At 70.2% G+C, this 12119-nt stretch carries 15 protein-coding genes and 3 pseudogenes; 7 read left to right on the top strand and 11 right to left on the bottom strand.

Annotated elements, in window-relative coordinates:
* Window positions 1-236: 236 nt before the first annotated feature.
* The gene (locus QRX50_RS19215) at window positions 237-530 is read left to right on the top strand and encodes an MDR/zinc-dependent alcohol dehydrogenase-like family protein (RefSeq protein WP_285973317.1); all 294 of its coding nucleotides are present in this window, start codon (window positions 237-239) and stop codon (window positions 528-530) included.
* A gap of 91 nt (window positions 531-621) precedes the next feature.
* On the opposite strand, the gene QRX50_RS19210 is transcribed toward QRX50_RS19215, so the two are convergent.
* From QRX50_RS19210 to QRX50_RS19195, 4 genes are all read right to left on the bottom strand, one after another.
* Window positions 622-1098, bottom strand: coding sequence for a hypothetical protein (locus QRX50_RS19210; RefSeq protein WP_285973316.1), 477 nt, complete (start codon window positions 1096-1098; stop codon window positions 622-624).
* A gap of 5 nt (window positions 1099-1103) precedes the next feature.
* Window positions 1104-1262, bottom strand: a complete 159-nt coding sequence (locus QRX50_RS19205) for a helix-turn-helix domain-containing protein (RefSeq protein WP_285973315.1) — start codon at window positions 1260-1262, stop codon at window positions 1104-1106.
* Window positions 1263-1328: 66 nt separating this feature from the next.
* Window positions 1329-2177 (bottom strand): NAD-dependent epimerase/dehydratase family protein, encoded by an 849-nt coding sequence (locus tag QRX50_RS19200; RefSeq protein ID WP_285973314.1) that lies wholly within the window; start codon window positions 2175-2177, stop codon window positions 1329-1331.
* Window positions 2178-2463: 286 nt separating this feature from the next.
* Window positions 2464-3186, bottom strand: a complete 723-nt coding sequence (locus tag QRX50_RS19195; RefSeq protein ID WP_285973313.1) for an alpha/beta hydrolase — start codon at window positions 3184-3186, stop codon at window positions 2464-2466.
* Window positions 3187-3595: 409 nt separating this feature from the next.
* Here QRX50_RS19195 and QRX50_RS19190 point away from each other — a divergent pair, with 409 nt between their 5' ends.
* A complete protein-coding gene (locus QRX50_RS19190) occupies window positions 3596-4078 on the top strand; it encodes a CGNR zinc finger domain-containing protein (protein ID WP_285973312.1) in 483 nt (160 codons plus the stop codon).
* A gap of 40 nt (window positions 4079-4118) precedes the next feature.
* Window positions 4119-4892, top strand: coding sequence for a maleylpyruvate isomerase family mycothiol-dependent enzyme (locus QRX50_RS19185; protein ID WP_285973311.1), 774 nt, complete (start codon window positions 4119-4121; stop codon window positions 4890-4892).
* A 280-nt stretch (window positions 4893-5172) separates the two neighbouring features.
* On the opposite strand, the gene QRX50_RS19180 is transcribed toward QRX50_RS19185, so the two are convergent.
* A complete protein-coding gene (locus tag QRX50_RS19180; RefSeq protein WP_285973310.1) occupies window positions 5173-6387 on the bottom strand; it encodes an MFS transporter in 1215 nt (404 codons plus the stop codon).
* 270 nt (window positions 6388-6657) lie between these two features.
* A pseudogene (locus QRX50_RS50335) lies at window positions 6658-6864 on the bottom strand (alpha/beta fold hydrolase); the annotation flags it as partial.
* On the opposite strand from QRX50_RS50335, the pseudogene QRX50_RS50330 reads away from it, so the two are divergent.
* From QRX50_RS50330 to QRX50_RS19170, 3 genes and pseudogenes are all read left to right on the top strand, one after another.
* Window positions 6815-7018, top strand: a pseudogene (locus QRX50_RS50330) (hypothetical protein); the annotation flags it as partial. The pseudogenes QRX50_RS50335 and QRX50_RS50330 overlap by 50 nt on opposite strands.
* Window positions 7014-7379: an acyl-CoA dehydrogenase family protein gene (locus QRX50_RS19175; RefSeq protein ID WP_434533287.1), complete on the top strand. Its 366-nt coding sequence runs from the start codon at window positions 7014-7016 to the stop codon at window positions 7377-7379. The pseudogene QRX50_RS50330 and the gene QRX50_RS19175, both read left to right, overlap by 5 nt.
* Window positions 7380-8143: 764 nt before the next feature.
* Window positions 8144-8422, top strand: coding sequence for a hypothetical protein (locus QRX50_RS19170; RefSeq protein WP_285973309.1), 279 nt, complete (start codon window positions 8144-8146; stop codon window positions 8420-8422).
* Here the strand turns inward: QRX50_RS19170 and QRX50_RS19165 are convergent.
* From QRX50_RS19165 to QRX50_RS19150, 4 genes are read right to left on the bottom strand one after another with little or no spacing between them, the layout of a single operon-like run.
* Window positions 8409-8708 (bottom strand): alpha/beta fold hydrolase family protein, encoded by a 300-nt coding sequence (locus QRX50_RS19165; RefSeq protein ID WP_285973308.1) that lies wholly within the window; start codon window positions 8706-8708, stop codon window positions 8409-8411. The two genes, QRX50_RS19170 and QRX50_RS19165, sit on opposite strands and share 14 nt — an antisense overlap.
* Window positions 8708-9067, bottom strand: a complete 360-nt coding sequence (locus QRX50_RS19160; protein ID WP_285974501.1) for an alpha/beta hydrolase family protein — start codon at window positions 9065-9067, stop codon at window positions 8708-8710. The genes QRX50_RS19165 and QRX50_RS19160 overlap by 1 nt, the downstream gene beginning before the upstream one ends.
* Window positions 9067-9297: an alpha/beta hydrolase family protein gene (locus QRX50_RS19155; RefSeq protein ID WP_285973307.1), complete on the bottom strand. Its 231-nt coding sequence runs from the start codon at window positions 9295-9297 to the stop codon at window positions 9067-9069. The genes QRX50_RS19160 and QRX50_RS19155 overlap by 1 nt, the downstream gene beginning before the upstream one ends.
* 8 nt (window positions 9298-9305) lie before the next feature.
* Window positions 9306-9833, bottom strand: a complete 528-nt coding sequence (locus QRX50_RS19150; RefSeq protein ID WP_285973306.1) for an aldehyde dehydrogenase family protein — start codon at window positions 9831-9833, stop codon at window positions 9306-9308.
* A 422-nt stretch (window positions 9834-10255) separates the two neighbouring features.
* On the opposite strand from QRX50_RS19150, the pseudogene QRX50_RS19145 reads away from it, so the two are divergent.
* Window positions 10256-10960 (top strand): annotated as a pseudogene (locus QRX50_RS19145) (class II aldolase/adducin family protein); the annotation flags it as partial.
* A 247-nt stretch (window positions 10961-11207) separates the two neighbouring features.
* On the opposite strand, the gene QRX50_RS19140 reads toward QRX50_RS19145, so the two are convergent.
* On the bottom strand, window positions 11208-12080 hold the full coding sequence (locus QRX50_RS19140) for an alpha/beta fold hydrolase (protein ID WP_285973305.1): 873 nt from the start codon (window positions 12078-12080) through the stop codon (window positions 11208-11210).
* Between the last annotated feature and the right edge of the window lie 39 nt (window positions 12081-12119).

Here is a 12119-nt window from a genome sequence, read left to right as displayed (position 1 = left end):
GCTCTCGGCCGCGAGACCCTCCTACGCGGTGGGGCCCCGAGCATCGCCGCGGCCCGTGCGGATCAGCGAACTGGTTCCCGTCCGGCTGTAATCCGAGGCACACACCCCCGGCTCGACCTGGGGTTCCCGCCCTGGGTGCGGCCGCGATCCAACCCAGGTCCCTGCGGTTTCGGTCAAGCCGGTGAACCCTGGTCTGACCGTGTTGGAATCCACGCCCGCGCTCTGAGGAGAAGCCCATGTCAACGTCACGCACCCGGCGCTACGTCCTCGCCGCCCGGCCCGCCACCACGACCGGGCCGCTCGAAGACGGCGTGCTGCGCTACGAGGACCACGCGCCCGTGCCCGCGTTGCGCGACGGCCAGGTGTCGGTGAAGGTCGGGTGGCTGTCGCTGGACGTCGCCACCCGCGGCTGGATGAACGACGTGCGCAACTACCTCCCGCCGGCACCCCTGGGCGAGGCGATGCGCGCGCTCGGTGCCGGCGTCGTCACCGAGTCGCGGTATCCGGGCCCGGTGCCGACGACCCCCTGATCCACCCGGCCGCCGAGGACACCGCGTCGACCATCCCCCGCGCCCGGTTGGTCATCATCCCCGGGATGGGCCACCACCTGCCCCGCGAGCTCTACGACCGCGTCGCCGACACGATCGCGCAACTCGCCGCAACCGCAGCCTGACCGGCCGCCCGCGCCTCACCCGCGCGGGCGGCTTCAGCTGTCCCGGACCACGGCCAGGATGATGCGCCCCACCGCGTCGATCGCCTGCGGCCCCGGCAGCCGGCCCGCGATCGCTTCGCGCGACAGTGCTTCCGCCGCGCCGATGACCCGAACAGCACGGCCCGGCCCAGCTCGCCCGGCACAAACCGGTTCAGCGCTTCGAGATACAGATCCACGTAACGCTCACGCCCGGCGTGCAGCACTTCCGCCATGTCCGGACTCGTCGACAACGCCGCCGTGATCGCGCCGTACTCCTGCCCGATGTGCAGCACACAGCCGACGTACGCCTCGGCCAGCAACGCGGCCGCTTCCTCCAGCGTGCGCGCCTTCGTGTCGAAGGCCACCCGCACCGCCTCGGACTGCTGCTCGTCGACCCGCTGGTACAACGCCTTCACCAGCCCGCGCGCGTCTCGAAGTGCCCGTAGACGATCGGCTTCGTCACGCCCGCTTGTTCCGCCACACGCGCCAGCGTGAGCGCGTCGGCCCCTTCCGTCCCCACCACCGCCGCGGCCGTATCGAGCACCTGGCCGTGCCGCTCGTCGTACGACATCCGCCGTCCGGCCACGTGTCCTCCAGCCCGCAGTAAGTTACGAACTGTCTTACGGTGTCACCGGGATCAGCCCTGAGCGAAGACCGCCAACGGGTCTGTGTGCCGCGGCCCCCAGCCCAGCTCACGCTGGGCCTTGGCCGGCGTCAGCTGCTGGTCGAGAGCGAACGCGTCCGCGATCGGGCCCATCTCGGCCCGCGCCTGTGCCAACGAGATCGACGTCGTCCTGCCGGCGAGGCCCGCCGCGTGGGCGCACGCCTCGGCGACCTGCTTGGCGGTCGGGTTGACGCCGCCGACACCCACGTAGACCGAGCCGGCCGGCGCGGCGAGGGCGGCGACGTACAGCGGGGCGAGGTCGTCGATGTGGACGAGCGCCCAGTGGTTGGTGCCGTCGCCGAGGTAGGGGATGGCACCGTTCTTCTTGCCGGGCTGGACGAAAAAGACGTCGATCAGGCGGTTGTCGCCGCCGTAGAGCAGGCCGGGCTGCACGATGACGGGGCGCCCGCCGTGGGCCAGCACGGCGTCCTCCACCGGCTTGCGCCACGCGACCGCGGCAGGCGGGTTCCAGGGCGCGGTCTCGTCGGCGACGCCGTCGGTGTCGCCGTAGACCCAGGTGCCGCCAGTGTGCACGTAGGTGCCCGCGCCGACGCCGTCCTGCATCGCCGTGGCGGCGGCGAGGTCCTCGTCGCCCGATTCGGCCTGCGCCAAGTGGATCACGGCGTCGGCACGGGCCGCGGAGTCCTTCAGCACGGCCAGGTCGCCGAGACCGCCGCGGACCGCCGTGGCGCCGACCGCCACCACGGTCGCCTCCGCGCGGTCACTGCGGGCCAGCGCGTCGACCGCGTGCCCCTGCTTCACCAGCTCCGCGATCGTGGCCTGTCCGATGTAGCCGGATCCCCCGGTCAAGAAAACCCTCATGACAACTCCCTTTGCTCACAATGGATACAGAACAACTGTGCGTCGAGGCCGAGGCGTACGTCCAAGACCTCTTCCGCTCGCTGTGATACCTTCCGGACATCACCGCGCGGCGAGGTGCCTCGCGAACCAGTCCCGCGCCGCCTGCGAAGCGACCTTGAAGCCCTCGCCCGTGTACGCGTCGAAATGCCCGCCCGGCAGGAAACGATGTCCTTCGGCTCGGCCGCGCCGGAATACGCGACGGCCGCGAGGTTGCCGCCCGTCAGGCCGTCCTCGCTGCCGACGATCATCAGCAACGGCGTCGGCGTGACCTCCGGCAGGTACTTCGCCGGCTCGTAGCAGTAGAAGTTGTCGAGGCTGCGCAGCGTGACCTCGTTGGCCAGCCGGGATCCAGCTCGGCTCGAGCGTGGGTGAACCACTCGTACGAGTCCCGCGTCGGCAGCCCCACGAGCTGCCCTGGGTCAGTGCCGATGACGGGGATCGTCGCGGCGGCTTCCCCACGAGCGCGGGCCCGGCGGTCGGCCGTGAACACGTCTGGGCCGACGACCTGGTTGTCGACCCGCGCGAGGTTCGCGTAGGTCGCCCGGCCGCTGACGAACGGCGCCTGCGTGACCACGGCCTTCACCCGCCGGTCCATCGCCGCGACGACATAGGCGTGCGCACCCGAGAAACTGGTGCCCCACACGCCGACGCGGTCCGGGTCCACATCGGACCGGTTCTGCGCGTGGGTGATGCCGTGCCGGTAGTCGCCGACCTGCACCCACGGGTCGATCTCGTGCCGGGGCTGTCCCGGCGCTGCTTCCGAATCACCCCAGCCGCGGTTGTCGTAGAGCAGCACCGACAGCCCGCCGTCGGCGAAGACCTCGGCGAACCGGTCGAGGTACATGCGCTTGGTCGAGCTCCAGCCGTGCGCCATGACCACACACGGCGCGGGCCCGGTGACCCCATCGGCCTCGTAGAACCAGCCCCGCAACAACGCTCCTTCGGCATCGAACTCGATGTCGTGACGCATGAGTGCCTCCTCGCACTGGTACCTAACGGATCTGCGCACCGACGAAAGCCGCGACGTCCTCGATCTCGTCGCGCGAGCCGCCCGCGCGGGTTCAGCTGCGCTCGGCCAGTGCTTTCAGCAGCGCTTCGTCGGCCTGCTCACCCGAGGCCGGTTCTGGCCGGTGATCAGGTTGCCGTCGACCACCACATGCGCACCCCAGGCCGGGCCCGAGGAGTACTCGGCACCGGCGCCACGCAGCCGTTCCTCCAGCAGCCACGGGACGTTCTGCGCGAGGCCGACCTGCTGCTCCTCCTCGTCGGTGAACGCGGTGAGCTTGCCTGCATCGGGCCGTGGCCGCCCGGGATCAGCACCCCGTCGAACTGGCCGGGTCCACGTCCTCGAGCCGCGCGGGCGACTGCAGCAGCTCGCGGTGAGCTTCGAGGTACGGGCGCATCTCGTCGGCGCGGGCCGGGTCGTCGCCGTTGACCTTCGGGCTGACGCGACCGACGCCGACGCGGCCACCGCCCGCGAACTACGCGACGCGTTGCTGGGGATCCTGCGCGCGCACGTCGGCTGCGACGAGGGCGTGGCGATGGTGGCCGAATCCGAAGCCCACCTGCAGCGGGCCGCCCTGCGCTTCCCGGTGACCACGGTCGTCACGGCCCAGGGGTGCGAGCAGCACCCGACGGGCACCGGCGTCGACCGGTCGTTCTCACACCTGCTCAGCGCATTCGCCGACCTCGCCTCGCGGGGCGCGTGGCCACGGGTGAAGGTGTGCAAGAACGACACGTGCTACACCGCGTTCCTCGACAAGACGCGCAACTCCTCGGCGCTCTACTGCAGCATGGCGTGCAGCGGCCAGATGGCCATCCGCGCGTACCGCGAGCGGAAAAAGGAGTGCGCCGCTCGGTGATCGGCGGAACACAGCCGTCCATTCGGGAGTTGTGCGTGGCATGAGCCAACTCGTGGACCGCACGATCACCGCCCTTCGCACCGAGCACGACACGCTCGCCGCCCTCGTCCACACTCTCACCGACGAGCAGCTGGCCACCACCAGCGGCGCCGCCGAATGGACCGTCGCGCAAGCCCTGTCCCACCTCGGCAGTGGCGCGGAGATCGGCCGCGCGCCGATCGCCCGGGCCGCCGGCGAGACCGTGGCGGCCGAAGACAACCCGACGATCTGGGCCCGCTGGGACGCGTCCGCGCCGCGCGCACAGGCCGAAGGTTTCCTGGAGCACGACGCCCGCTGGCTCGAGACCGTCGAGGCCCTCACGCCCGAGCAGCGCTCGTCGCTCACCGTCGACCTCGGCTTCCTGCCCGAGCCGGTCTCGCTGCTGACCGCCCTGGGCATGCGCCTCAACGAGGTGGCCAACCACTCGTGGGACGTACGCGTGACTTTCGACGCGAAGGCCGGCGTGGAAGCCGCCTCCGCCGAGGTGCTCGTCGACCTGATGGCGGGCCCGATCGGCTTCATGCTGGGCTTCTTGGCAAAGCCAGCCGAGCTGGGGAAGCCGGCGTCCGTCGCCATCCCTGGTGCCGGCCTGGTGATCGACGAAGCCGTGACGGTGGTGGACCACCTCGAGTCACCGTCGGCCACGTTCAACGGCCCGGCCGAAGCCTTCATCCGTCTGGTCAGCGGCCGGCTGAAGGCCCCCTACGACGACGGCGTGACCGTCGACGGTGCCCTCTCGCTCGACGACCTGCGCCGGGTGTTCCCCGGCTTCTGACGCGGGGTTCCCCTCGGGTTGGGACGGAATGGACAGCGGGCTGACCGGTTTCGATCACGGTCAGCCCGTTTTCTATCTTTCCGGCGATAATCTACGCACGTGAGCGGTTCTGGGGTGTGCGGTCTGCCGCACGGATTGTGCGAATTCGGACGGCCGAACGTCGAGCACCACGCCCGCGACGAGGAACGCACTCCACCAGCCGCTGCTGTCTCCAACTTCGGCCACGCCATAGCCCGAAGTGAACAGGGCAGCGTGGTTCGACGCGTGAGCCGGGCGACGATCAGGTCCGCTCGGCGACTCTTCGCACCCGGTGCACCGTCCTCGGGATCCAGGCCCACAGCGCCCCGGCCGCTGCGAAGCCGACCAGTCCACTGACGACGATCCCCAGCCCGAGCCCGGCCAGCGCGGTCACCCCGGCCAGCAGCAGCGGGCCGAGGCCGGACCCGACGTCGGCCAGCTCGTTCCAGATGCCGATGTGCGTCGGGCGGCCGACGGTCGGCGAGACGTCGGCGCCGAGCGTCATCACGATGCCCGAGCCGAGGCCGTTGCCCAAACCCATCACCATGGCCACGAGGGCGAGCAGAACCGGCCCGTGTGCCAACGGCATGAGGACGAAGGAAACCCCGAGCACGAACGTGCAAGGGACGGCGACCCACCGGCGGCCGCGCCGGTCCATCACCTTGCCCGCCGGGTAGAAGACCAGCGCGTCGATCGCGCCGGCGCAACCATAGATCACCGAGCTGACCGTGGGCGACAGGCCGAGGTGGGCTGCCCACAGGGGAACCACGGTCTGGCGCGTCTGCCGGATCCCCGACAGCAGAAGGATGCCGACGCCGAGCGTCGCGTACACCCGCCACTTCCGCCTGATCATCCCCCACGTCGTGATCGCCGCCGCGGCCGCGCGGTGTTCCTCGGTCGTCTCCAGGTCCGGCACCCGGTACACGACGATCCCGGCCGCGAGCACCGCGACGAGGCTCAGGTAGTACGCACCGGGCTGCCCCCAGACCTGCATCGCCGCGGCCCCGGCGAACGGACCCAGGAACAGCCCGACGCGCATCGTCCCGCCGAGCGTCGACAGCGCCCGCGCCCGCATGTGCAGCGGCACCGTTTCGGTCAGGTACGACTGCCGTGCGAGGCTGTACACCGCGCTCGCGGCGCCGATCAGCAGCACACCGGCGCCGTAGACCAGCAACGCGGACTGCCCCGCGCCGACGTTGAGCAGGCACAGCACCAGCCCGGCGGCCGTCACCCCGGCCGCCACCAACATCGACTTCCGCTCACCGACCCGCGTGGCGAGAATGCCCGCCGGGATGTTCGCGATCAGGGAGCCGATCCCGAGCAGCGCCCCGATCAACGCCGCCACCGACGTCGTGGCCCCGCGGTCGATCGCACTCAGCGCGACGACTGGCAGCATCGACCCTTCGGCCAGCCCGAACAACGCGGCGGGCCCGTACACCGCGACAGCCACCGACCGCAGCCGGAACTCCTCAGCCATGCCCGGCCACCGCCGTGGTCGGCAGGGCCCGGCCGGCACCGTTCGCTCTCCGAGCGCAGGAGTGCCACTGAGCGAGGCGACTTGGTATTTCGGCGGCGAGAAGTCCTGTGCTCACGGGGCCGATCTTCGCAAGCCCGGCCTCCCGACCGGCCCGCTCGTGGCGAGTCCCACACCGGTCACCGACCGACTGGAGCACCACTCCCGCCGCGGAACTACACAATTCTCCTCGAACGGACTTTTCGTTGGACAGGCCCCTCTTCCGCCGAGGCCTCAGAACTCGTCGACGTCCACGATGGCCTTGGCGAACGGCTGCGGTGCTTCCTGGGGAACGTTGTGGCCGATCCCGGCGAACGTGCGGTGCTCGTACTTGCCCGTGAACTTGTCGCGGTAGACCTTGCCGTCGGCGGCGGCGTCGAAGTCACTGCCGATGGTGATCGTCGGGACGCCGATCTTCGGCGAGGCCGCGAGCTTCTGTTCGTGCGAGCTCTACTTCACCGACTGCACCATCCCGGCGGACCGCATTGTCGGTGAATCGGGGTACGGGCTTCAAACCGCGATGCGTACGTTCGATCACATCCGACCGACGATCGGCGCCCAAGCTGTGGGAATCGCACAGGGCGCGCTCGATGCTTCACGCGCGTATGTCAAAGAACGCACACAGTTCGACAAAACGATCGCCGAGTTCCAGGGCAGTTCATGCTCGCCACATGGCCACGAAGATCGAGGGCGCCCGCAGTCTCGTGTACCTGGCCGCCGCGAAGGTCGAGCGCGGTGAGCCGGACAAGACCTTCTTCGCCAGCAGCGCGAGGTGTTTCGCCTCCGACGCGGCCATGCAGGTGACCACCGACGCCGTCCAGCTGTTCGGCGGCGCAGGCTACACCCGCGGCTTCCCCGTCGAACGCATGAAACGCGACGCGAGAATCACGCAGATCTACGAGGGCACCAACCAGATCCAGCGAATGGTGATGGCGCGTGCGCTGCTCAAAGTTTGACTTCGCACACGCCGTTGCGAGACGGCGAACACCTTCTGCGATTTCCGGCGCACCCGAGGTGTCGGCGAACCCCAGCCGCAGGTGCGGAGCCGGGGCCTCGGCGGCGAAGTATCCACGGCCGGGCGACACCGCCACCCCGGCACGCAGTGCCGCGGAGAGGAGGGCGGTTTCGTCCGTCCCGGCGGGCAGGCGCAGCCACAGGTACCGGCCACCCGTCGGCACCCGCGCAGGGGCGAGCGGAGGCAGCTCCCGCCGGAGCGCGGCCACCATCGCGTCGCGGCGCTCCCGCAGACCCGACGCGAGCGCACGCAGGCGCCGCGGCCACGACGGCGCCGCCACGAGGTCCAAAGTGGCCTCCTGGAACGGCCTCGGCACGAAGAAGCTGTCCACCACCTGGATGGCCCGCAGGCGTTCCAGCACCGGCCCCCGCGCGGCGAGTGCCGCGACCCGCAGGTTGGGCGACGTGGCCTTCGTCAACGATCCCAAGTGGACCACCGCGCCGTGCGGCAGCGAGTTGAGCACACTGGACCTCTCCGTCCGCTTCCTCAAGGCCATCCGCACCGACACGGGCCCCATCACGGCCCCGGCCGGGTCCTCCACTCCGGGGCCCAGATCGTCCTGGCCGAAGCCCGGCAGGAGGACAACGCGGGCATGCTGCCGGCCTCGGCGACGGCGAACTGCTCCGTCTCCCGAGCGCCCGGAACGTAACGAAGGAGACGAATGCCGCGATCGACTGATCAACCCGCGGATCCGAGGAGCAGTCTGTGCCATCACGCGCCACCGTCGCCATCGTCAGCGTCGCGGCCATCGTCATCGGGGTGTTCCTCACGTTTCGCGGCGTCATCGGAGGCCCGGACTTCGTGACCCCGTCCGGCGCGGCGTGTGACCCCGCGATCGAGTGGCAGGACTACACAGTCGGCGACTGTTTGCCGGTGGAACGGCACAGCCCGACGTTCGCGCTCGTCCTCGCACACGTGGGGCTCCTCGGGCTGATCCACGCGCGCCTGGTGATGCAGCGGAAGCGGAAGCTCAGCGTGCGGTGACGCGGCCCAGGAAGGCGACCTCCGCGGCGACCGTGTCGGCGAAGCTCGCGCCGCCCTCGTAGACGTCATAATGGCCGCCCGCCACGCGGGGCAGCTCGGCCGACGGCGCGGTGGCCGCTAGGCGCAGCACCGGGCCGATCGGGGCCATCGAATCGTGTTCGGGAACCACCAGCAGCAACGGCACGGCCACCTCCGCCGCGCGCCGCACCGGGCGGCGCCACACGAAGCTGAACAGCGACCGCGCGGCGACCCGGTTGCGCCAGACCGTGCCGTCGTCCGGGGTCATCAGGCGTTCGCCGAAACGGGAGTCCGGTGTCGTGCCGATCGCGATGCCGCCGGGATCGCCTGCGCCCGGGACGTACCGCGGCGGCCCAGCAGCCCGCCGACGACGTCCCGCGCGGCCAGCCCCAACAGCCGCAGCGACTGGCCGGCCGGTACGAGCCGCGCGGCCGCGACCGCGTCGACGAGCGGAGCCGGCGCGATCGCGCCGGCGATCCGCCGGTCCGTGACGGCGAGGTCGACCACGTGCCGCCCGGCGAACGACGTGCCCCACACGACGATGCGGCTCTCGTCGAGCATCGGTTGCGCCGCCGCCCAGCCGATCGCCGTGCGGTAGTCCTCGCGATGGCGCGACACGGAAAGCACTACGCGCGGCTGCCCCTCGGAGCCGCCGAAACCGCGGTCGTCGAACACGACGCTCGCCAACCGGCTCGCTGGAACCGGGTCGCGAACGCGGCGAGGCCGCCGGCCTCGATCGCGTCGATGCCGTGCGCCAGCACGACAACCGGGTGTGGTCCGGCGCCGTCCGGGAGGTAGAGCCAGGCCTCCAGCTCGTCGCCGGACGCGGTGGGAATCCCTACCGTGTCACCGGACATGGGCCCGCTCAGTACGGGGAGACACGGCGTCCACGGTGGACAGAGATCCACTTCAGCGTGGTGAACTCCGCGAGGCTCCACTCGCCGTTGAGGCGGCCGAGGCCGGAGCGCTTCTCGCCGCCGAACGCGACGATGGGTTCGTCGTGGATCGTGGCGTCGTGGATCGTGGCGTCGTTGACGTGGACCATGCCGATCTCGATGCGCTTGGCGAACTCCACGCCGCGCTCCAGGTCGCGCGTGTGGACGGCGCCGCTGAGCCCGAACGGCGTGTCGTTGGCGATGGCGGCGGCTTCGTCCTCGTCGTCGAACGGCATGAGGCGCGCGACGGGCCCGAAGAGCTCGGCCTGCGCGATGGGCATGTCAGTGGTGACGTCGGCCAGCACCACGGGTTCGAAGCGCGTGCCCGACACCTCGCCCCGCAGCAGCGGCCGCGCACCGGCGGCGATGCCTTCCTCGACCTGACGGCGCAGGGCCTCCGCTTGCTTGGCGTTGATCAGCGGACCGCGCTCGTACAGCGAGCGGTGGACCAGCACCACTCGCCCGCGATGAGCTGCTTGTCGAGGTCGGCCCATCCGGCGGCCAGAGTCGAGATCATGTTCCACCGATAGCACGGTCTCGGCCGCGATTCCGCTGTGCGGCAAGGGAAATCGTTGACCGACGCCCAGATCTGATCGAACGGCTACGGATGCCGGTTCCCGAGGACGGAGTGACCACCCGGGCAGACATCACTGGCCGTTCAGTCCGTTTTCGGGGCAAATCCCCCGGACGGGAGCACACTGTGACCCGCGGAGCAGCCGCTCTCCCTCCCCCCGCTGCTCCGCTCTCTCGCCGGCAGGTGGTGACGGAGTCCCCCGAAACCCGTCACCACCTGCTTCCCACTTTGCCACTCAAGTGAAGCTATTTGCCCATCAGGCAAACCGTAGGCATAGCGGGAGAAGCCAGCACCCCAGCGAGGAGGATGAGCGTGAGCATTTCCACCGAAGCACCGGAGACCGCCGACCAGCTCGACCTGGGTGACCTGCCGACGGACGCGGGCACGATCGAAGCCGAACGCGCGGCGCGCAAACTCGACCTCGCCGTGGCGTTGCGCCTGTTCGCCCGGTACGGCTTCGACGAGGGCATCGCCGGGCACCTCACTGTGCGCGATCCCGAGTTCCCGGACCAGTTCTGGGGCAACCCGTACGCAGTGCACTTCTCCCGGGTCAAGGTCAGCGACCTGCTGCTCATCGACGAGGACGGCAAGGTCGCCGAGGGCTCCCGGCGGACGAACAAGGCCGCGTTCTGGATCCACTCCTCGGTGCACCGGGCGCGCCCGGACGGCGTGGCGGTGGCCCACGCGCACAGCGTGTTCGGCCGCACGTTCGCCGCGCTCGGAAAAGAACTCGACCCGATCATCCAGGAATCCTGCGCGTTCTACGGCGATCATGTCCTGTTCGACGAGTACAAGGGTCTTGTGCTGGAGAAGACAGAAGGTGCGCGAATTGCCACACGTCTTGGTGGACAACGCGCAGCGATCCTGCGCCACCACGGCCTGCTCACCGTCGGCCGGTCCGTGGCCGAGGCCGCGTGGTGGTTCATCGCCATGGACCGCGCCTGCCAGATGCAACTGCTCGCCGACGCGGCGGGCGCCCCACGCATCATGACGAACGAAGAAGCAACCCTGGCCCACCGCCAGTTCGGCAACGCCAACATGGCGCGCCACAGCTTCACCATCATGGCCGACGGCGAAGTTCCTTCCAGACAAAGGCTTCTGCACACAAGCCGACACGGGCCGACGGCCGGAGTGCGGGCTCCGGCGCCGGCCCGCCGGGGCCGCGAGCCCTGCGCGACGGGGATGGCGTCGCGAAGGGGCGGGCCACCTGGAGTGAAGCCGGTGGCGGTGGGGGAACTGGCCCGCCGCAAGGGGAAGCTCAGCGCGACGGCGCCACGCGGCCCAGGAAGTCGCGGATGTGGGTGGCGACCTCGTCGCCGGCGCTTTCCAGGAGGAAGTGGCCGCCGTCGAGGAGGTGGATCTCGGCGTTGGGCACGTCGGTGGCGAAGGCGGTGGCGCCGTCCGGGCCGAAGATCGGGTCGTTCTTGCCCCAGACCGCGAGGACGGGCGGCTGGGTCTTGCGCAGGTACTCATGCAGGGCGGGGTACATCGGCGGATTGGTGGCGTAGTCGCGGAAGAGCGCGAGCTGGATCTCGTCGTTGCCCGGGCGCGAAAGCAGGGCGAAGTCGTGGTTCCAGGTGTCAGGGCTGACGAGGGTCTCGTCGGGGACGCCGGTGACGTACTGCCACTTCGTCAGGTCGAGGCTGAGCGCGCCGCGGATGTTGGCCTCGGTTTCGGCGTTCTGCTCGGCCTGGTAGTCCCACACGACCTTCCAGAAGCCCTCGACGAAACCGGCGTCGTAGGCGTTGCCGTTCTGCGTGATGATCGCGGTGATGGCGTCCGGGTCGGCGAGCGCGAGGCGCCAGCCGATGGGGGCGCCGTAGTCCTGCACGTAGATCGCGTAGCGGGTGATGTCGAGCTGGCGCAGCAGACCGGCCGTGAGGTCCGTCAGCGCGTCGAAGGTGTAGCCGAACTCGTCGGCCGAGGGCGCGTCGGACAGACCGAAACCGAGGTGGTCGGGCGCGATCACGTGATAGCGGTCGGCCAGCGCCGGGATCAGGTTCCGGAACATGAACGAGCTGGTCGGGAAGCCGTGCAGCAGCACGACCACGGGGGCGTCGGCGGGCCCGGCCTCGCGGTAGAAGAGCTGCCGGCCGTCGACGGTCGCGTAACGGTGGTGAACTGCGGTCATGATGTCTAACTCCTAACACATTGTTTGTTGGTTAGAACT

Source organism: Amycolatopsis sp. 2-15, assembly GCF_030285625.1.
GTDB lineage: Bacteria > Actinomycetota > Actinomycetes > Mycobacteriales > Pseudonocardiaceae > Amycolatopsis > Amycolatopsis carbonis.
Note: the sequence above shows the minus strand (reverse complement) of the source record. Positions and strands in the feature narration are given on the sequence as shown.